The sequence below is a fragment of the Pilimelia columellifera subsp. columellifera genome (assembly GCF_039532605.1).
In the GTDB taxonomy this organism is placed as follows: Bacteria; Actinomycetota; Actinomycetes; order Mycobacteriales; family Micromonosporaceae; genus Pilimelia; species Pilimelia columellifera.
On record NZ_BAAARY010000001.1, the window covers coordinates 19,199 to 37,094 of the forward strand.

At 73.8% G+C, this 17,896-nt stretch carries 19 protein-coding genes and 1 pseudogene; 12 read left to right on the plus strand and 8 right to left on the minus strand.

The annotated features are described in order from the left end of the window. Positions 1-17 precede the first annotated feature (17 nt). Entirely contained in the window at positions 18-671 is a 654-nt protein-coding gene (gene pdxH, locus ABD287_RS00095) for a pyridoxamine 5'-phosphate oxidase (RefSeq protein WP_344166501.1), read from the minus strand. Positions 672-872: 201 nt separating this feature from the next. On the opposite strand from pdxH, the gene ABD287_RS00100 reads away from it, so the two are divergent. The 3 genes from ABD287_RS00100 (at position 873) to sepH (ending at position 4,527) form a co-directional block, all read left to right on the plus strand. After that, on the plus strand, positions 873-1,973 hold the full coding sequence (locus ABD287_RS00100; protein WP_344166503.1) for a citrate synthase 2: 1,101 nt from the start codon (positions 873-875) through the stop codon (positions 1,971-1,973). A gap of 133 nt (positions 1,974-2,106) precedes the next feature. Next, positions 2,107-3,225 carry a phosphoserine transaminase gene (gene serC / locus ABD287_RS00105; protein ID WP_344166505.1) on the plus strand — a complete coding sequence of 373 codons (1,119 nt, stop codon included), beginning with the start codon at positions 2,107-2,109 and terminating at the stop codon, positions 3,223-3,225. 210 nt (positions 3,226-3,435) lie between these two features. Further along, positions 3,436-4,527, plus strand: a complete 1,092-nt coding sequence (gene sepH, locus ABD287_RS00110) for a septation protein SepH (RefSeq protein WP_344166507.1) — start codon at positions 3,436-3,438, stop codon at positions 4,525-4,527. 11 nt (positions 4,528-4,538) lie between these two features. Here the strand turns inward: sepH and thpR are convergent, their stop codons facing one another. The 4 genes from thpR to ABD287_RS00130 all read right to left on the minus strand — a co-directional run bounded on the left by thpR (position 4,539) and on the right by ABD287_RS00130 (position 7,831). Further along, a complete protein-coding gene (gene thpR, locus ABD287_RS00115; RefSeq protein WP_425565438.1) occupies positions 4,539-5,210 on the minus strand; it encodes an RNA 2',3'-cyclic phosphodiesterase in 672 nt (223 codons plus the stop codon). 8 nt (positions 5,211-5,218) lie between these two features. Then, positions 5,219-5,965 (minus strand): maleylpyruvate isomerase N-terminal domain-containing protein, encoded by a 747-nt coding sequence (locus ABD287_RS00120; RefSeq protein WP_344166509.1) that lies wholly within the window; start codon positions 5,963-5,965, stop codon positions 5,219-5,221. Between the two features lie 67 nt (positions 5,966-6,032). Continuing rightward, positions 6,033-7,313, minus strand: coding sequence for an MFS transporter (locus ABD287_RS00125; RefSeq protein ID WP_344166511.1), 1,281 nt, complete (start codon positions 7,311-7,313; stop codon positions 6,033-6,035). 74 nt (positions 7,314-7,387) lie between these two features. Next, complete coding sequence (locus ABD287_RS00130) at positions 7,388-7,831, minus strand: MarR family transcriptional regulator (RefSeq protein WP_344166513.1); 444 nt, start codon at positions 7,829-7,831, stop codon at positions 7,388-7,390. A gap of 98 nt (positions 7,832-7,929) precedes the next feature. Here ABD287_RS00130 and ABD287_RS00135 point away from each other — a divergent pair, with 98 nt between their 5' ends. Beyond that, positions 7,930-8,193: a DUF2530 domain-containing protein gene (locus tag ABD287_RS00135; protein WP_344166515.1), complete on the plus strand. Its 264-nt coding sequence runs from the start codon at positions 7,930-7,932 to the stop codon at positions 8,191-8,193. An 8-nt stretch (positions 8,194-8,201) separates the two neighbouring features. Here ABD287_RS00135 and ABD287_RS00140 read toward each other — a convergent pair whose 3' ends face one another. Then, the gene (locus ABD287_RS00140) at positions 8,202-9,071 is read right to left on the minus strand and encodes a DUF3027 domain-containing protein (protein ID WP_344167674.1); all 870 of its coding nucleotides are present in this window, start codon (positions 9,069-9,071) and stop codon (positions 8,202-8,204) included. Between the two features lie 174 nt (positions 9,072-9,245). On the opposite strand from ABD287_RS00140, the gene ABD287_RS00145 reads away from it, so the two are divergent. The 7 genes and pseudogenes from ABD287_RS00145 (at position 9,246) to ABD287_RS00175 (ending at position 14,347) form a co-directional block, all read left to right on the plus strand. Then, the gene (locus tag ABD287_RS00145; protein ID WP_344166517.1) at positions 9,246-10,703 is read left to right on the plus strand and encodes a hypothetical protein; all 1,458 of its coding nucleotides are present in this window, start codon (positions 9,246-9,248) and stop codon (positions 10,701-10,703) included. Further along, positions 10,700-11,353, plus strand: a complete 654-nt coding sequence (locus ABD287_RS00150) for a futalosine hydrolase (RefSeq protein WP_344166519.1) — start codon at positions 10,700-10,702, stop codon at positions 11,351-11,353. Before ABD287_RS00145 ends, ABD287_RS00150 begins: the two co-directional genes overlap by 4 nt. 63 nt (positions 11,354-11,416) lie before the next feature. Next, the gene (locus ABD287_RS00155; protein ID WP_344166521.1) at positions 11,417-11,893 is read left to right on the plus strand and encodes a DUF2617 family protein; all 477 of its coding nucleotides are present in this window, start codon (positions 11,417-11,419) and stop codon (positions 11,891-11,893) included. Beyond that, entirely contained in the window at positions 11,890-12,309 is a 420-nt protein-coding gene (locus ABD287_RS00160) for a DUF4247 domain-containing protein (RefSeq protein ID WP_344166523.1), read from the plus strand. The genes ABD287_RS00155 and ABD287_RS00160 overlap by 4 nt, the downstream gene beginning before the upstream one ends. 39 nt (positions 12,310-12,348) lie before the next feature. Then, positions 12,349-12,774 carry a DUF350 domain-containing protein gene (locus ABD287_RS00165; RefSeq protein ID WP_344166525.1) on the plus strand — a complete coding sequence of 142 codons (426 nt, stop codon included), beginning with the start codon at positions 12,349-12,351 and terminating at the stop codon, positions 12,772-12,774. Continuing rightward, positions 12,774-13,427, plus strand: coding sequence for a hypothetical protein (locus ABD287_RS00170; RefSeq protein WP_344166527.1), 654 nt, complete (start codon positions 12,774-12,776; stop codon positions 13,425-13,427). Before ABD287_RS00165 ends, ABD287_RS00170 begins: the two co-directional genes overlap by 1 nt. Before the next feature lie 19 nt (positions 13,428-13,446). Beyond that, a pseudogene (locus tag ABD287_RS00175) lies at positions 13,447-14,347 on the plus strand (1,4-dihydroxy-6-naphtoate synthase). Here ABD287_RS00175 and ABD287_RS00180 read toward each other — a convergent pair. Continuing rightward, positions 14,275-14,661: a cold-shock protein gene (locus ABD287_RS00180; RefSeq protein WP_344166531.1), complete on the minus strand. Its 387-nt coding sequence runs from the start codon at positions 14,659-14,661 to the stop codon at positions 14,275-14,277. The pseudogene ABD287_RS00175 and the gene ABD287_RS00180 sit on opposite strands and share 73 nt — an antisense overlap. Positions 14,662-14,760: 99 nt before the next feature. Next, on the minus strand, positions 14,761-15,366 hold the full coding sequence (locus ABD287_RS00185) for an HAD family hydrolase (protein ID WP_344166533.1): 606 nt from the start codon (positions 15,364-15,366) through the stop codon (positions 14,761-14,763). A 42-nt stretch (positions 15,367-15,408) separates the two neighbouring features. Between ABD287_RS00185 and ABD287_RS00190 the strand changes: the two genes are divergently transcribed. After that, complete coding sequence (locus tag ABD287_RS00190) at positions 15,409-17,874, plus strand: helicase-associated domain-containing protein (protein WP_344166535.1); 2,466 nt, start codon at positions 15,409-15,411, stop codon at positions 17,872-17,874. The last annotated feature ends 22 nt before the right edge of the window (positions 17,875-17,896 follow it).

Here is a 17,896-nt window from a genome sequence, read left to right on the forward strand (position 1 = left end):
GCCCGCCCGTCGCGCCGTCACGGCATGAGCCGCTCGATGAGCCACCCGTCGCCGTCGCGGCGGTACCGCAGCCGGTCGTGCAGGCGGTTGGTCTGACCCTGCCAGAACTCGACCGTCTCCGGCCGCACCCGCACGCCACCCCAGCTCGGCGGCATCGGCACCTGCTCGACGTCGGCGAACCGCTGCTGGACCTGCTCGAACGCGGCCACGACCTCGGCCCGCCCGCCGACCACGGACGACTGACGGCTCGCCCACGCCCCAAGCTGGGAGCCACGCGGCCGGGACGCGAAGTACCCGGCGCTACGCTCGCGTGCGAGCGCTTCGGCCCGCCCGCACACCACCACCTGACGGTGCAGCGGCAGCCACGCGAACAGCAGACTCACCCACGGGTTCGCGGCGATCTCGACGCCCTTACGCGACTCAAGGTTGGTGTAGAACACCAACGCATCGTCGGCAAGCTCCTTGAGCAGCACGGTCCGGCTGCTTGGCCGTCCGGTGGCGTCCGCGGTGGAGACCACCATGGCGTTCGGTTCGGGCAGGTCGGCGTCGACGGCGTCGGCGAACCACCGGCCGAACTGCGTCCTCCAGTCAGGGGCCAGCATCCGCCTGGTCAACGCGCCGCCGCCGTAGTCGCGGCGCATCGGCGCCGGATCAGGTGTGTTCACTGTCACGTCGCAAGCCCTCCATGTGGGCGTTGAGCAGGCAAGACAATGGTTAGTGGAGCCTCAGCGAGTTAGCCCACCCCACCAGCCGCGCGTTTCAGCGGTGATGATGACACCCGGTTCCGTCAGCTCCGGCCCGGGACCCACCACCTGTTGACCGAACCGGCGCACCCGGCAGACCCGGGACCGCCCAATCACAAGGGGGCCGGCATGTCCGACTTCAAACCTGGTCTCGAAGGCGTGGTGGCATTCGAGACTGAGATCGCCGAGCCCGACAAGGACGGCGGCTGCCTTCGCTACCGCGGTGTCGACATCGAGGATCTCATCGGCCGCGCCTCCTTCGGTAACGTCTGGGCGCTGCTGGTCGACGGCGAGTTCGGCCCCGGATTGCCGCCGGCCGAGCCGGTCCCGGTGCCAGTGCGCTCCGGCGACATCCGGGTCGACGTCCAGTCCGCCGTCGCCCAGCTCGCCCCGCACTGGGGCCTGGGCCAGCTGCTCGACATCTCCGACGACCAGGCTCGCGACGACCTGGCCCGGGTCTCGGTCACCGCGCTGAGCTTCGTCGCCCAGTCGGCGCGCGGCGCCGGCGTCCCCGCGGTGCCGCAGAAGGAGATCGACAAGGCGACGACGATCGTCGAGCGGTTCATGCGCCGCTGGCGCGGCGAGCCCGACCCCCGGCACGTCCAGGCCGTCGACGCGTACCTCATCTCGGCCGCCGAGCACGGGCTCAACGCGTCCACGTTCACCGCCCGGATCGTCGCCTCCACCGGCGCCGATACCGCGGCCTGCATCTCGTCGGGCATCGGCGCGCTGTCCGGACCGCTGCACGGCGGGGCGCCCATGCGGGTGCTCAGCATGATCGAAGAAGTGGAGCGCACCGGCGACGCCGAGGGCTACGTGCGGGGGGTGCTGGACCGCAGCGGGCGGCTCATGGGCTTCGGACACCGCATCTACCGGGCCGAGGACCCGCGGGCGCGCGTGCTGCGCCGCACCGCCAAGGAGCTGAACGCCCCCCGCTACGAGGCGGCGGCGGCGCTGGAGCAGGCGGCCCTGGCCGAGCTGCGGGCCCGCAAACCCGACCGGGTCCTGGAGACCAACGTGGAGTTCTGGGCCGCGGTGGTCCTCGACTTCGCCGAAGTGCCCGCGGACATGTTCGCCTCGATGTTCACCTGCGCCCGGGTCGCCGGATGGAGCGCGCACATCCTGGAGCAGAAGCGGCTCGGCAGGATCGTCCGGCCGGCGGCCCGGTACGTAGGCTCGGGTCCGCGTCGCCCCGACGAGGTGGCGGGCTGGGACCTGGTCGTCTCCTGACCCCGGCGGTCCACCGCGGAAAGGGCAGGTCCACCTGGACGGGCCCTTTCCGCGTGTCGATCAGTCACCGGTCGCACGGGTGCGCCGGCCGCGGTGCGAGGATGGGCGGCGTCGCGACCAATCCGAGGAGGCCATGGTGGACATCCGTATCCCTGACGAGTTGAAACCCGCCGACGGCCGGTTCGGCTGTGGGCCGTCCAAGATCCGGCCGGACGCGGTCGCGCGGCTGGCCGCGGTCGCCGATGGGTACCTGGGCACCTCGCACCGGCAGGGCACGGTGCGCGGCCAGGTGGCCCGGCTGCGCGGCGCCATCACCACCCTGTTCGACCTGCCCGCCGGCTACGAGGTGATCCTCGGCAACGGCGGCGCCACCGCGTTCTGGGACATCGCCGCCTTCGGCCTCGTCCGGGACCGGGCGCAGCTGGCCTCGTTCGGGGAGTTCGGGTCCAAGTTCGTCACCGCCGTCGCGGACGCGCCGTTCCTGGCCGAGCCGAGCGTCCGGCGGGCTGACCCCGGCTCGGCCCCCGCCCTGGTCGCCGAGGCCGGCGTCGACGCGTACTGCACCCCGCACAACGAGACCTCCACCGGCGTCGCCGTTCCGGTACGGCGGGTCGACGGCGCGGACGACGGCGCGCTCATGCTGCACGACGCCACCTCGGCGGCCGGCGGGCTGGACGTCGACATCAGGCATACCGACGCGTACTACTTCGCCCCGCAGAAGGCGTTCGCCTCGGACGGCGGCCTGTGGATCGCCGTGCTGTCGCCGGCGGCTCTCGCCCGCGCCGCCGAGATCAAGGCGTCCGGACGCTACATCCCGGCATTCCTCGATCTCACCACCGCGATCGACAACTCCCGCCTGGAGCAGACCTACAACACCCCGGCGCTGGCCACGATCTTCCTGGCCGCCGAGCAGGCCGAGTGGCTCATCGCCAACGGCGGCCTGCCGTGGGCGGCCAAGCGGTGCGCCGAGAGCGCCGGCATCCTGTACGGGTGGGCTGACCGCAGCCCCGTCGCCGAACCGTTCGTCACCGATCCTGACCTGCGCTCCCCCGTCGTGGCGACGATCGACTTCGCCGACGACATCGACGCCGCCAGGATCGCGGCGACGCTGCGGGCCAACGGCATCGTGGACACTGAGCCCTACCGCAAACTGGGACGAAACCAACTCCGGGTGGCGCTGTACCCGGCGATCGATCCGGCCGACGTCAGCGCATTGACCAGCTGTCTGGATTACCTCATCGAAAGACTGTGATCGGGATCGTCGGCGTGGCCTCACCCCAACGGGTGACCCATGTCGTACCGTGGACCCGCGGATTGACCCTGCATGTCAGGCTCCGGCATGGAAGGCTTCCGCATGGGAGACCCTCGGCGGAAGCTCCGTCGTACGGGGCTCCACACGGTCCACAACGGCGCCGCGACCGAGCTGACGTGCGAGCGCCACAGCGGGAGGGGAGGCAACGCGATGCGGCCAGTGCGCTTCGTCGCCCTCGCTGAGGACGGCCAAGGTCTTGTGCTCACCGACGAGGTGGGCCGTCTGCTCGCCCTACCCATCGACGATCGCCTGACGGTCGCGCTGCGCAACGACCGCGCGGCCGGCGACAAACCGGCGCCCGTGGCGACGGTGGTCGACCCGTCCCGTTCGTTGGCGCCGCGCGACATCCAGGCGCGGATCCGCTCCGGCGAGTCCGCCGAGGACGTCGCCCGCATCGCGGGCGTGCCGGTCGACCGGGTGCTGCGGTACGCCGGCCCGGTGCTCCAGGAACGGGCCATGCTCGCCCAGCACGCCCGCCGGACCAGGCTGCGCGGCTCGGAGAAGGGCGCGTCGCTGGCCGACGTGGTCGATGCCCGGCTCGCCCAGCACGGCGTTGACGCCGACAAGATCTCCTGGGACGCGTCCCGTCGCGACGACGGCGCCTGGCGCATCGTCGCCACCTGGCCGTCCGGCAAGGCCACCGCGCAGGCGGTGTGGGAGCTGGACAAGTCCCGCCAGCAGGTCAGCGCCTACGACGACATGGCCCAGTACCTGTGTGCCGAGCGCCCGGTGCCGCTGCTCGGCCATGATCAGCCGCTCGACCGGCCGGGGCAGGCCGCCTCCGCCCGGGTCGAGTCCGGCCGGGGCCACGGCCTGCCGTCGGTGGTCGAGTCGCGCTCCGAGCACAGTAGGGCGACCGAGCCCGCGGCACGCGGTCGGGCGCTGCCGGCGGCGCTGGCCGAGCCGCCACGGCGGGACCCGATCCGGTCCGGCCGGGACGCCCTGTTGGCGAGTCTGGAACGTCCGCTCAGCGGGGCCCAGGCCGGCGGTCTGGCCGAGCCGACCCGTGCGGGCCGTTCCGCCGCCGGGGGCGCCGCGGCGCTGCTCGGCGGGGCGGGCTCCGCCTTCGACGACGACCCGGACGCGCCGAAGGAGATCCCCGACGTGCCGTCGCTGGCGGTGCTGCGGCCGCGCCGCACCCCGGCCGACGGTCAGGAGGCGCCCCGGTCGCGCAAGCGCCTGCCCAGCTGGGATGACGTGCTGTTCGGCGGCGCCCCGGCCGCCGCCCGCGAAACGTCCTGACCCGAGGGGCGCTAGCCGCTGGCGCTCAGTGGCGCCCGGGCGATCACCCGGTGCTCCGGCGCCGGGCCCAGTTCGCTACGGACCAGGCACAGCTCGTCGATCGTCCACTCCGGTCCCTGGTACCCGTCCAGCGCGGCGAGGTCGGCGCGCACGTCAACCCGGTCGCCGGGACGGGCCAGGGTGAGGTGGGGTCGTAGCGGCCTGCGGTCGGACGGCAGTCGCGTCTTGCGCAGCTGGGCCCGGGTGGCCCGGACCAGAGTGTGCAACGCCCCCACGTCGCCGGCGACACCCGCCCACAGGATGATGAACCGTCCGCGACCGAAGCAGCCGCCCCCGGCGATCCGCAGCTTCGGCGCGCTCTCCGCTGACGCGCGGGCCGCGGCGGCCTGCCAGATCACGGCGGCGCGGTGTGTCGCCCCGGTCGCCACCGCCAACTGGTCTCGTTCCACGTCACCGAGAAACGCCACGGTGAGGTGCCACTGCCATGCCGGGACCAGTCTGGCGTTGACCCCGGCAGCGGCGGCCCGGCCGACAGCAAGCCCCTCGACGAACCGACGCAGGTGCGTTACCGCCGCCGGTGGTGGGTAGAGCGCCAGGAACAGCCGCGCCGGTCGGTCAGGACCGGCTGGTTCGGCTGCCGGGCCGGACGGCGCCGCCCGGTCGCGCCCCTGGGCGGCCGGCACGCCTGACGCTACTGGGTGACGGCACGCATGAGCGCGCTCAACCGGGCCAGCGCCGCGTTGTCGCCAGAGAGCTGGACCACCTCGGGGCCGACCCGGCGCCACAACCAGCGCAGCACCGGGTCCGGATCGCCTGCGACCACGGCGGCCGGGTCGGCGGCCCGGCCGTCGCTGACGGTGACCCCACCCGCCGCCGCTGTCAGCGTCCACGCCTGGTCACCGGCCGCGACGACGAACGTCAGACCGAACGCCTCGGCCAGCGCCGCCCCGCATTCGTCGGGCCACTCGGCGGTGCTGAACTCCAGGAACACCCGGAGAACCTCGTCGATGCCGTCGAGAGCCAGCCCGGCGTCGATGGCGGTGACCGCCGAGCCGGCAGTCAGCTCGGCGTCGACGCGGTGGATGAGCGTCTCGTGCGCCATCCGCCTGATCCAGAAACCGACCGTCTGGTCCGGCTGGTACCAGGTGTATGCCGCCGATTCCGGCTCACGCTGGTCGAACTCGTCGGTCAACGTCTGGTAGCTGGAGCGCAGCAGGTCGATCGGGGCTTCGTCAGGGTGCTCGGGCGGCCAGTTGGCGGGTTCGCCGTGCCGCATGCACTGGACCTTGTCCAGGTAGACCAGAGCGACATGCCGCGCCAGCTCGGCGCCGGTCCACTCCGGGCAGGTCGGAACCTTGGCGTCGAGCGCGGCCGGCAGCGCGGCGAGCAGCAGGTCGCGCTCGTCGTCGAGGTGGCGGCGGAACTGGGGCGCGTTCATCTCCATGAGCGTCACCTCACCACAGCCCACTGACGCTGGCGCTCGGATTTGCGCTAATCGCCGCCGGTCAGGGCTGCTGGACAACGCTGAAGCGTGGGATCGGCAGCAGTCGCACCCGGAGTCGTTCACCGGTGCGGTGCAGCTTCCACAGCAGGCCGACGGCCGCGGCGAGCGCGGAGCCGACCCCGCCCAGCCAGATCGACGCGCCCGGGTCGATGTGCTCGGCGATCCAGCCGACGAGCAGCGCCCCGACCGGCGTGGTGCCGAGGAAGACCACCACGTACAGGGCCATCACCCGACCCCGGTAGGCCGCGGCGGTGCCCATCTGCACCCGCTGGTTCGCCGCCTGCGCGAACAGGATCATGAAGAACCCGGTGGGCAGGAGCAGAAGCGCCGCGGCCAGGAAGCTGGGAGCGAAGCCGACGACGGTCTCCAGCGCGCCGAACGCCATGGCCGCGCCCAGCACCAGGTAGACCGAAGGGCGGGCGCGACGTCCGCTGCCGGCGAGCGCCCCGGCCAGCGCTCCGGTGGCCAGCGCGGTGGTGAGCAGTCCGAACGAGGCGGGTCCGGCGGCGAAGACCGTCTTGGCGAGGACGGCCAGGGTCACGGTGAAGTTGAAGCCGATCATGCCGATGACGGCGATGAGGCCCATCGGCAGCAGCAGATCGGGCCGGGCGGCCACGTACCGCAGCCCATCCATGATCTTGGCTTGCGGGCGGGCGCCCTTACCGGCGGGCGGGTCACGGAATAGGTCCGCCGAGCGCATCAACCGGTAGGTGACCACTGGGGCGATCGCGGCAACGGCGCTCACCACAAACGCTCCACCGGTGTCCCAGACGGCGATGACCAGCCCGGCGAGCGCTGGGCCGACGACCCGGGCGGAGTTGAAGGTGGCCGCCGAGAGCGCCAGCGCGTTGGGCAGCAGGTGGTTGCCGACCAGCTCGGAGACGAACGCCTGCCGGGCGGGGGTCTCGATGGCCCCCTGGACGCCGAGCGCGGCCGCGAAGACGAAGACATGCCACAGCTGGACGGCGCCGGTGACGACCAGGACGGCCTGGACGACCGCCAGGACCAGCCAGACGATGTTGGTGATGGCGAGGAGCTTGCGCTTGTCGAACCGGTCGGCGAGGGTGCCGCCGTAGAGGCTGAGCAGCAGGACCGGGGCGAACTGGAGCGCGGTGACGGCGCCGAGCGCGGTGGCTGAGTCGTCGGTGAGCTGGAGGACCAGCCAATCCTGGGCGGTGAACATCATCCACGCGCCCACCAGCTTGATCATCTGGCCGGTGGCGAAGAGCCGGTAGTTACGGACCTGGAGTGACGCGATCGCGCTGTTGAGCTTGCCCCGCACGCCTGATACGCCTCCTCGAACGCTCGCTCGTCACGGCGGATACGGTCCGCCGGCCGGACGGAGCGCCCCGGCGGCTACTCGCAGGCGAGCCGGCGCAGGATCGCCGCCGCCGCCAGGAGCGTGCGCCGGTCGGCGTCGCTGAGCCCTTCGAGCCGCTGGGCCAGCCAGGCGTCGCGCTCCCTGCCGAACCGGGCGTTGATCTCACGACCCTGCTCGGTGGCGGCCAGGATGACCTGGCGTCGGTCCCGCGGATGCGGCGTGCGCGCGACGAGACCGCGCTCTTCGAGCTTGGCGACAATCTTCGTCATCGTCGGCGGCCGTACCCGTTCGACCTCGGCCAGGTCGCCGGGGCTCAGCGCGCCGGCCAGCTCAAGGCTGGTCAACGCCGACAGCTGGGCGATGGTCAGATCCCCGACCGCCCTGGCCTGCCGGACCCTGCGTCCCAGCCTGGTGATCGCGTCACGCAGCTGGGTGGCCAGGTGGTACGGGTGGACCGGTTCGCTGTGGTGCTCCGTCACTTGTTACCCAGCCTAACTGTGAGCATGGCTAACGAATAGCAGTTTACGGTGGCCATCACCGAGGCGCGGATCACACCTGCGGCGCGTACCCTTGCGGAATGCCCGATACAGGATCATCGGCGCCCGCCCGGCGGGACGGGCTGCGCCGGCTCACGCCGCTGGATCCCCCGATGACACCGTTCATGATCGGCGGCCTGGTGATCTGGGCCGCCGCGTGGATCGTCGGATACGCCGCCGACGACCTTCCCAACGCGGCCGACCGGGAACGCTGGCTCGGCATCTGCGCGGCCGGGTTCCTCCTCGGTCTCGCCGGCCTCGCGCTCATGATCAGACACGACGCCCGCCGCGACCGCGACAGCTGACCTACCGGTCAGCCGTGCCCGTACGGCTCCTCGGACTCCTCCGCGGAGACCGAGCCGGCGGAACGGGACACCTCGACCGACTCGACCTCGCTGTCGTCGTAGACCGTCGGCAGCTCCTCCACCACCGCGATCTGCTCCACCAGCACCTCGGAATGGGCGCCGCAGCCGTGGTCAAGGCTGACGACGCGGCCATCGTCCGGGGCGAAGACGTTGCCACAGACGCCGAAGGTCTGCCGCAGGGCGCCGGCCAACGGCAGGTAGAAGCCGCAGGCGCCGCAACGCGCCGCCTTCGGGGCGGCCGTCGCGATCGGCGCCTGCGGGCCGTGTTCGCCGTCATACCAACGCTGCGCGGTCTCCAGCCGGCCCAGACGCGTCATGACCCGGACCCGGCCGAGGCCCAGCTCCCACGGCACGTCCTCGACAGCCGGGTCGTCCGAGAGCAGGTACGCCGGTTCGAGCCGATCGTCGTCCGGGGAGGTCGGTAGGAGATCGCCGACACCGAGGTCGCCGGGCTGGAGGCGCTCGTGCCACGGCACCCAGGGCGGCGGGCTCAACGCGCCGTCGCCGGGCAGCAGGACCGTCTCGCAGACCGTCACCGTCTTGCTGCGCGGAACCCGGGTGAGCGTCACCGACCACCGCCAGCCGACATAGCCGGGCAGGCCGCAGGCGAAGTAGTGGCTGACCAGACGCTCCCCCTCGGGGACGACGCCCAGGTGCTCGCCAACCGCGTCCGGCTCGACCTCGACGACCGCGGCACGGGCCAGCGCGACGGCCTCGACGCAGACCTGGTCGAGTTTGGCCGCCCGACCGGCGGCCGGGCGCGTCGACACGCCGCCGGCTGGGTCGTGCTTGGACCCGGCGTGACCGGCGCCGCCCACCCCGCCGACGGCCTCGCTGTCGCGGGCGTCAGGGTCGTGGGTGTCGATGTCGTCGGCCGCGCTGATCTCGGCCTGGCCGGCGGTGCTCCTGGTCACGGACGCCATTGTTCCGTATCCACCCCACGCCGTGTTGCCGGACTCCCCATCCGCCGCGCATAGGCGAGGATGTCCACCATGCCGCTACTTCGCGGGATCGGATACCTCATCAGCGGGCTCGTCTACGCGCTCGGCGCGCTCACCCGAGCCGGCGTCGGCGCGGGTCGCGCCGCCGGAGCGCTCAAACGCGACGCCGCCGGCGACGCCCGCCGGCTCCGCCTGGTCAATCTGCACGTCGCCGCGGTGATCGGCGACGTGCTGGTCGTCGTCGGATCGGTCCGGGCGCTTATCCATCCGACCCTGGCCGTCACCGACCGGGCCCGGCTGGTGTGGCTGGCCGCCGGCGCCGTCGCCGTCCTCGCCGTGCTGGCGCCGGTCGCCGGGCCCGTGCTGGACCGCTGGCGAAGCGGGCGCCGTCTCAGCCTCGCCGGGCTGTTGCTGGCCCGCGCGGCCCTTGCCTGGCTGGCCGCCTCCGGTGGCGCGAGCCTGCCGGCGACAGCCGGCGCCCTGCTCGCGCTGTCAGCGCTCACCGTGGCGGTACGCGCCCCCGACACCGAGCGACTCGCCCCCGGCGACGCGGCGCGGTTCGGCATGACCGTCCACATCACGGCGGTGGCGACAGCCGCGCTGGTCGCCCCGCTGGCGATCCTGGCCATGTGGATCGAGCCAGGCTGGCCGACGCGGGCGGCGGCCGTGGTGTTCCTCGCCGGCGCGGCGCTCGCGGCACGGCTGCCAGCACGCGACCCGACAACCGACGCGCAGCCGATGCCCTGGCGCGCCGGGCCGTTCCGCCGGCCCGGCTGGCCGGTCACCACAGCCGCGCTGCTCGCCCGGGGAGCGACGGCCTACCTGCTCGTGCGGTTCGTCGACGCCCTGCTCGTCGGCGAGCTGGCCACCGGCGCGCCGAACACCGCGTTGGCGGCAACGGCGCTGCTGGTCACCGTCGGCGCCGTCATCAGCGCGACGATCGTCGGCCGGGCCCGGCCACGGCGGGCGGCGCTGGTGGCCACGACCGCCCTCACCCTGACGGCGGCGACGGCCGCGGTGGCAGCGTCGCGACCGACCATCGGCGCGGCGGTCGCGACCCTGGTCGCCGCGACCGTCCTGGGCGGACTCAGCTGGGCCGCCGCCGAAGCCGCCGGGGCCACCCCTGACGCCCCGGACGCCTGGCGTGCCGAACGGCACGGCTGGGGAGCGGTCGTCGCCGCCGCCGCGATCGCCGCGGCCCTCGTGCCCACGCCGTGGCCCACCGCGCTGGCCGTCGTCAGCGGGACGCTGCTGCTCGGGGCGACCACCGCGGCCGTCATCCGCCGCCGGGCCATCGCGGGCGCCGCACCCGGCGCCGGGACGGCCGGCACGGACACGACACGGCCGGAGCCAGGTGGACCGACCCTGCCCGCCGCGCGGTCACCGCGGCCCGACAGCGCCCCTGCCGGGCCACCGGTCGGCGGCCCGGCGGCGCCGCCAGGTTTCCACCTGTACCGTCCGTCCAAGCCAACCCCCAGCAGCGACGCGCCCCCGGAGAACACGCCATGAGCATCCTCGTCGTCACCGCCGTCGCGGCCGAGGCCGACGCCGTCGTCGCCGGCCTACCGACGAGCGTCGGGCTGACCGTCGCCGCGGTCGGGGTCGGACCAGTCGCCGCCGCCGCCGGCACGGCCCGGCGGCTGGCGCTCGCCGAGGCGGCCGGACGACCACACACCGCGGTGGTGAACGCCGGCATCGCCGGCGGCTTCGTCGGCCGTGCCGCTGTCGGGGCCACCGTCATCGGCGCCAGCAGCGTCGCCGCCGACCTCGGCGCCGAGTCGGAAGAAGGCTTCCTCAGCCTCGACGACCTCGGCTTCGGCACGCCCACCGTCGTCACCGCCGACCCCGCCCTGCTCGCGGCCCTGCGGGGCGGGCTCCCGGACGCCGTCGTCGGCGAGATCCTCACCGTCACCACCGTCACCGGCACCGACGCCAGCACGGCCGCGCTGCTGGCCCGCCGCCCGGAGGCGGTGGCCGAGGCGATGGAAGGCTTCGGCGCCGCGCACGCCGCCGCCGAGGCCGGGTTGCCGTTCGTCGAGCTGCGGACGATCTCCAACCCGATCGGACCCCGGCACCGGGACGGCTGGCAGATCGGCGCGGCTCTCAGCGCGCTCACCGCCGCCGCGCCCGCCGTCGGCGCCCTTACTGCGGCGCGCTGACCGCGCCACAACCGACCGCCGCGGGGCGCTGGCCTGCTAACGTCCGGCGACGGAGGTGAGTCGATGCTGGTCAGCGTGCAGACGGCGTACGCGGACACGTCCGCCGACAAGCTGAGCTTCGCCCTGGACGAGCCGCTCGCGGACGCGCTCCACGTGCTCGACCTGCCCACCGTCGGGCTGCAACTGCGGCTGCTCGGCGCATCCCATCAGGTCGCCCTGCCCGACGGGCGGATCGAGACGGTGGCCTGTCTGCCGGGCCGGCCGTCGCGGCTGCCGGAACGGGCCGAGGCGCCCGGGTACCGGTTCGTGGCGCGGGTACGGCTGCTCTCGGCCGGCGAGCTGTCCGTCGAGGTCGCGCAGCTGCGCCGCACATTGGTCAGCGACCCGAACGCCCTGCTCGGGGAGTTCCCCGGCCACCCCGACGCGATCACCGCGATCCAGGTCGAACCGCTTGCGGGCGGACCGTTGCGCTGGCGCACCTGGCACGCCTACCCGCAGTCCGGAGAGCTGGTCACCACCGCGACCGAGGCGAGCCGGTGAACCCGCGCGCCTGGCAGGTCGTCGCCGGTCTGCTGGCGGCCGTCGGACTGGTCGTGGCCGGTTTCGCCCTCCTGCACGGCGGCGGCTCCCCACGCGGTTTCGTCGCCGACCGGTACGTCAGAGCCAGCGGCGAGGACATCGGGGACCAGGCGACGGCGTACACCTCGACAAGGCGACCCAGCCAGGTGGCTAAGGACGTGACCAATGCCTGGCGGCCAGCCGACGAGTTCACCGACGGCAGCGGCGTCTACCTGCGGTACGCCGACGACGCCGTGGTGATCCTGCCGGCGGCCGAAGGCTCGCTGGTGCTGGTCGAAAAGGTCGTCACGGCCTACCCACGGCACCGGGCCCGGGTCGGCGGGGCGTGGGGTTGGGGGCGGGGCGTCCCGGCACTGGTCAGCGAACCCGCACGGTAGGCCCGTACACCGCCGGCCGGCGCAGCACAGGAGGCTCACATGATCAAGATGTTGTTCACGGACCTGCTGGTCACCGCCGGGTACGCCGGGATCGGTCTGGCGCTCATGGCCGCCGGCTGGGCGCTCGCGGACCTCGCCACGCCCGGGCAGCCGCACCGGCTGGTCGGCGTCGACCGGAACCGCAACGCCACCATCGTCCTGGTGTCCAACATCGCCAGCATCGCGGCGATCGCCGCTGCGGCGGTCACCGCCGATCCGGGAGACGTCGGCGGCGGCATGGCCACGGCCGCGGTCCTCGGCCTGGTGGGGCTCATCGTCCTCACCGGCGCTTTCCTGCTGCTCGACCTGGCCACCCCCGGTGACCTCGGCCAGCTGATCGGCGAAGGCCAGACCCACCCGGCGATCTGGGTGACGGCCACCGCACGCCTGGCCGCCGGCGTGATCATCGCGGCGGCGATCAGCTGATGGGCCGTCAGAGGGCAGCGCTCGGGGCGACGCTGGGGTTCGCGTTGGTCGGCTGCTCAGCCCCCGCCGACGCCGTCCCGATGCCGGACGAGACGCAGTCCGCGGCGCTCGCCGCCCAGCTCGCGCTCGCCAGCGACCAGCAGAGCGTCTGCTACGGCTGGCGGCTCGACGGCGACCAGCGCAGCAGCGCCGGCTCCAACCTGGGGCCGGGCATCGACGTCCAGCAGGACCCCGGACGTTGCCCGCGCTGGGTGCAGCTCACCGTCTCGGTCAGCTACGCCACGACCGGCGACGGCTCGGCTGACATCGCCGTCACCAGCACCGCCGGCCTGCCCGGGGGGAGCAACGCGCTGGCCGGGCTCAGCCGGTTCGGGGTGGACGAGGCGGCGTTCGTCGCGGACCCGGTCTGGGCGCTCGTCAAAGGCGCGTCGTCCCTGCCGCTGCTCGCGGTCGAAACCGGCACCGTCGACCCGGCGCTCGCGCCGCCGGACCCGGCCCCCACCGACGCGCCGGCCGCCATGCCCGACGCCGGCGGCGACCTCTGGCGGGACCGCGCCGGCTACCTCGTGGGCGCGGCGATCCTGCTGGCCGTGGCCGCGGCTTTCAACGGCCTCGGGCGGTGGCGGCGGCGCCGGGACGCCCGCGCGGGCTGACCGACCGTACGGTGACGGGGTGACCCTGTCGCTGGCCTTCTCGCCGTGTCCGAACGACACGTTCGTCTTCCACGCCCTCGCTCACGGGCTGGTGCCCGGAACCCCCGACTTCGCGATCACGTACGCCGATGTCGATGTCACCAACACGGCGGCCGAACGCGGCGGCTACGACCTTGTCAAAGTCAGCTACGCGGCGCTGCCATGGCTGCTGGACCGGTACGACCTGCTGCCGTGCGGCGGGGCGCTGGGTCGTGGCTGCGGACCCCTGTTGCTGACCCGCGGCGACACCGTCGACCTCACCGCGGCCACGGTGGCGGTGCCCGGCGACCGCACCACGGCCTACCTGCTGATGCGCCTGTGGGCAGGGCGGCGGCAGCCGGCGCGGATCGAGGTCGTCCCGTTCCACGAGATCATGCCGGGGGTGGCGGACGGCCGATTCGACGCCGGCCTGGTGATCCACGAGGCGCGGTTCACCTACCCCCGGCACGGTCTGACCGCCGTCGTCGACCTCGGGCAGTGGTGGGAACAGGACACCGGGCTGCCGATCCCGCTCGGCGCGATCCTGGCCCGCCGGGGCGTGGTGGACCCGGCTGAGGCGGCGTCCTGGGTGCGGGAGTCGGTCCGGCAGGCGTGGGCCGACCCGGCCGCGTCCCGGACGTACGTGCTGGCCCACGCGCAGGAGTTGGAGCCCGCGGTCGTGGACCAGCACATCGCCTTGTACGTCAACGCTTTCACCGCCGGCCTCGGCGACGAGGGCTACGCCGCCGCCGAGGCCTTGCTGGGCCGGGCGGCGGCCGCCGGCCTGACCCCCCCGGTCGGCCCGCTGCGTTGAGCCCGGCGGTCGCGCTCAGACCTCCAGCTCGCGTGCGACCGCGTGGACGACCTGGGCCACCGTCTGCGCGGCGCGCTTGTCCGGGTAGCGGCCCCGCCGCAGATCGGGCTGGATCTTTGCTTCCAGAACCTTGATCATGTCTTCGATGAGCCCGTGCAGCTCCTCGGCCGGCCGGCGCCGCAGCTGGGCCATCGACGCCGGGGCGTCGAGCAGCTTCACGCCGAGCGCCTGACTGCCCCGCCGACTGTCGACGACGCCGAACTCGATCCGCTGACCCCCTTGAAGCTCGGTCACCCCAGCCGGCAACGCGCCCTTTGGCACGAACACGTCGCCGCCCTCGTCGCTGGTGACGAACCCGTAGCCCTTACCGGCGTCGTACCACTTCACTCGACCCGTAGGCACCGCTGACCTCGACTTCGACTAGAACTGGTCCGGTATGACCGCTTCAGCCCGTCCCCAGAAAGGGAACCGGCAGCGGAACCGGACGTGACGGACACAAGGCTAGCCCCGAATCAGCCAACCGGGCAGGTCCACCAGGCCCGGCAGAACGACCGTCGCGCCGGCGCCCCGTAACTCGTTCGCGGTACACGGCCCGGTGGCAACCCCGATCCCCAGCGCCCCGGCGGCCTGGGCCGCAGCCATGTCCGCGACGTGGTCGCCCACATAGGCCCGGACTCCGTGATCGGCCATGGCCTGCGACTTCCCGTCCCCGAACCTGTCCCCGGCGACAGCGTCAACCGTGAGTCCCAGGTGGTCCAGGTGCAGTTGGACCAACGGCGCGATCTTGGCGCTGATGACAACGGCGACACCGCCGTCGGCCCGCGCCGCCGCCACCGCCTCGTGGGCGCCCGGCAACGCCGGGGACCGCGCCACCGCGAGCTGCGGATACAGCGACCGGTACAACGCCACCGCGTCATCGACCTGGTGGGTCGGGAACCAGTTCGCCAACTCCACCCGCAGCGGCGGGCCGAGCCGGGAGATGACGAGATCGACGTCGACGGACGCGCCGGTGCGGACGTTCAACTCCCGCAGCACGGCGGCGACGCCGGGCCGGGAATCCACCAACGTCAAGTCCAGATCGAAACCCACCACCCATGGCTGCCTCACGCGGCGACCCTACGTGGCCGGAGCCGGTAGCGTGGTACGACGATGCCCACGACGCTGACCGAGCACCTGCGAGCCCTGACCAACGAGGCGCTCGCCGACCTGCTGCGCCACCGACCGGATCTGGTCGTCCCGGTGCCCGCCGACACCGAGGCGCTGGCCGCCCGCGCGCAGGCCCGCGCGTCGGTCGGTCGGGCTCTCGACGAGCTGGACGAGTTCACCCTGGCCGCGTTGGACGGGGTCCGCCTGACGAGCGCCGACGACGGTCGCACCAGCCTCGACGCGGTGCGGGCGTTGGCGCCCGAGCACGCCGACGCGCTGGGCGGGGCGCTGACCCGGTTGCGGGAACTGTTCCTGGTGTACGGCCCCGACATCGAGCTGCGGCTGGCTGGGGGCGTCGCGGACGTCACGTCGGCGTACCCGGCCGGTTTGGGCCGGCCGGCGGCGGCGCTGAATGCGGCGGTGGCCACCGTCTGCGCCGAGCCGGCCCGGCTACGCCGGGAGCTGCTGGCCACGCCGGCGCCGGCGCGGGCGGTGCTGGACCGGCTGGCGGCCGGCCCGCCCGTCGGCCTGGTCTCCGGTTCCCCGGACGGTCAGCCCGAACGCCGGGCCGCCGGCCGACGCGGCCGCACCGGCGGTCCGGAGCCGGACAGCCCGGTCCGCTGGCTCGTCGAACGTCACCTGCTCGCCCCGATGAACGCCCCCGGTCCCAGCGGCGTGCCCACCCCGCGCTCTGACGACCGGTACGAGGCGGTGGAGCTGCCCCGCGAGCTGGGTCTGCTGCTGCGCCGGGAGTCCGGTCCGCTCGGGGCGCTGCGCCCGTACGCGCCGACGGTGACTGCTGACGCCCGCAAACTGACGGCGGTCGACTCGGCCGGCGCCGGTCAGGCGATGGAGGCGGTACGGCAGGCCGAGGCGCTGCTGTCAGAGCTGGCCAACGAGCCGGCGGCCCTGCTGCGCTCCGGCGGCGTCGGGGTGGTGGGGCTGCGCCGGTTGGCGCGGGCGATCGGCGCCCCGGAGCCCACCGCCGCGCTGTTGGTGGAGGTCGCGCACGCCGCCGGGCTGGCCGCCGAGAGCGATGTGCCCGGCGACCGCACGGCCGGCGCGCCGACGCTGTTCCTGCTGCCCACCCCCGCATACGACGTGTGGCGGGCGTTACCGCTGGGGCGTCGCTGGGCGGACCTGGCCCGCGCCTGGTGGTCGATGACCCGTCAGCCCGGCCTGACGCTCGAACGCGACGACCATGGCCGGCCGGTGAACGTGCTCTCCGAAGGGGTGGAGCGTTCCAGCGCCCCGGCGGTGCGCCGGGCCGCGTTGGCGACGCTGGGCGCCTTGCCGGCCGGGGTCGGCCCAGCCGCCGACGAGCTGCTGGCGCTGCTGGCCTGGCGCCGGCCGCGCCGGTTCGCCGGCCGGGCGGACGCCTTCGCCGACGCGATCGCCGACGCCGCGAAACTCGGCGTCACCGGCTTCAACGCCCTCACCTCGTACGGCCGTCTGCTGCTGGCCGACGACGACACCAGCGACGCCGACCCGCTCGGGGTCACCACGACCGGCGGCGCGAGCGCCGACCCGTTGGCCGCGGCCATCGCGCCGTTGCTGCCGGCGCCAGTCGACCATGTGTTGCTCCAGGCGGACCTGACGCTCGTCGTGCCCGGACCGGCGGCGCCGGAGCTGACCGCCGAGCTGGAGCTGGTAGCCGAGCACGAGTCTGGCGGCGGGGCCAACGTCTACCGGATCACCGACGCGACGGTGCGTCGGGCGCTGGACGCCGGTTACACCACCGCCGACCTGCACGAGCTGTTCGCGAAACGCTCCCGCACCCCGGTCCCGCAGTCACTGACGTACCTCATCGACGACCTGGGCAGACGGCACGGCGGGCTGCGCGCCGGGCCCGCCGGCGCGTACCTGCGCAGCGACGACGAGGCCCTGCTTAGCCAGGCGCTGCTGGACAAACGGCTATCGTCGCTGGGGCTGCGACGGCTGGCGCCCACGGTGCTCGTCACCGCCCAGCACAGTGGACGCCTCGCGCACGCGCTACGGGAGGCCGGGTACGCGCCGATCGCCGAGGACGCCTCCGGGGTGGCGGTGCCGCACACCGCGCGCGCCCGGCGGGCTGTCGGCCCGGCTGGCCCGGTCCGCACCGCCGCGCCGACGATGCCGGCGCTCACCGCGCCGCTGCTGGCGGGCATCGTCGAACAGATCCGCCGCGGCGACGCGCAGTCCCTGGCCCGTCGGGCGCCGGCGGCGCTACGGGCCGCCCAGGGCCGGGGCGACAGCGGGCCCACCGCGGTCCAGGCGCACGCCGACGCCATGGCGGTGCTCCAACAGGCGGTCCGGGACCGCTCCCACGTCTGGGTCGGGTACGTGGACGCCCACGGAGCCACCCTGTCCCGGCTGGTGCGCCCGGTCTCGATGGGTGCCGGCTACCTGCGCGCCGAAGACGAACGCACCGAAACCCTGCACACCTTCGCTCTGCACCGGATCACCGCCGCCGTGGTGGAGACGCCCTGACGTGTCATGCTTGAAGATCGCT

What these genes read in the sequence shown, in the direction of transcription:
- serC (WP_344166505.1), top strand. Translation starts at nt 2,107, where the DNA reads ATGGTGGACATCCGTATCCCTGACGAGTTGAAACCCGCCGACGGCCGG.
- ABD287_RS00145 (WP_344166517.1), top strand. Translation starts at nt 9,246, where the DNA reads ATGCCGCTACTTCGCGGGATCGGATACCTCATCAGCGGGCTCGTCTAC.
- ABD287_RS00120 (WP_344166509.1), bottom strand. Translation starts at nt 5,965, where the DNA reads ATGAACGCGCCCCAGTTCCGCCGCCACCTCGACGACGAGCGCGACCTG.
- ABD287_RS00135 (WP_344166515.1), top strand. Translation starts at nt 7,930, where the DNA reads ATGCCCGATACAGGATCATCGGCGCCCGCCCGGCGGGACGGGCTGCGC.
- ABD287_RS00170 (WP_344166527.1), top strand. Translation starts at nt 12,774, where the DNA reads ATGGGCCGTCAGAGGGCAGCGCTCGGGGCGACGCTGGGGTTCGCGTTG.
- ABD287_RS00100 (WP_344166503.1), top strand. Translation starts at nt 873, where the DNA reads ATGTCCGACTTCAAACCTGGTCTCGAAGGCGTGGTGGCATTCGAGACT.
- ABD287_RS00155 (WP_344166521.1), top strand. Translation starts at nt 11,417, where the DNA reads ATGCTGGTCAGCGTGCAGACGGCGTACGCGGACACGTCCGCCGACAAG.
- ABD287_RS00150 (WP_344166519.1), top strand. Translation starts at nt 10,700, where the DNA reads ATGAGCATCCTCGTCGTCACCGCCGTCGCGGCCGAGGCCGACGCCGTC.
- ABD287_RS00190 (WP_344166535.1), top strand. Translation starts at nt 15,409, where the DNA reads ATGCCCACGACGCTGACCGAGCACCTGCGAGCCCTGACCAACGAGGCG.
- ABD287_RS00165 (WP_344166525.1), top strand. Translation starts at nt 12,349, where the DNA reads ATGATCAAGATGTTGTTCACGGACCTGCTGGTCACCGCCGGGTACGCC.
- sepH (WP_344166507.1), top strand. Translation starts at nt 3,436, where the DNA reads ATGCGGCCAGTGCGCTTCGTCGCCCTCGCTGAGGACGGCCAAGGTCTT.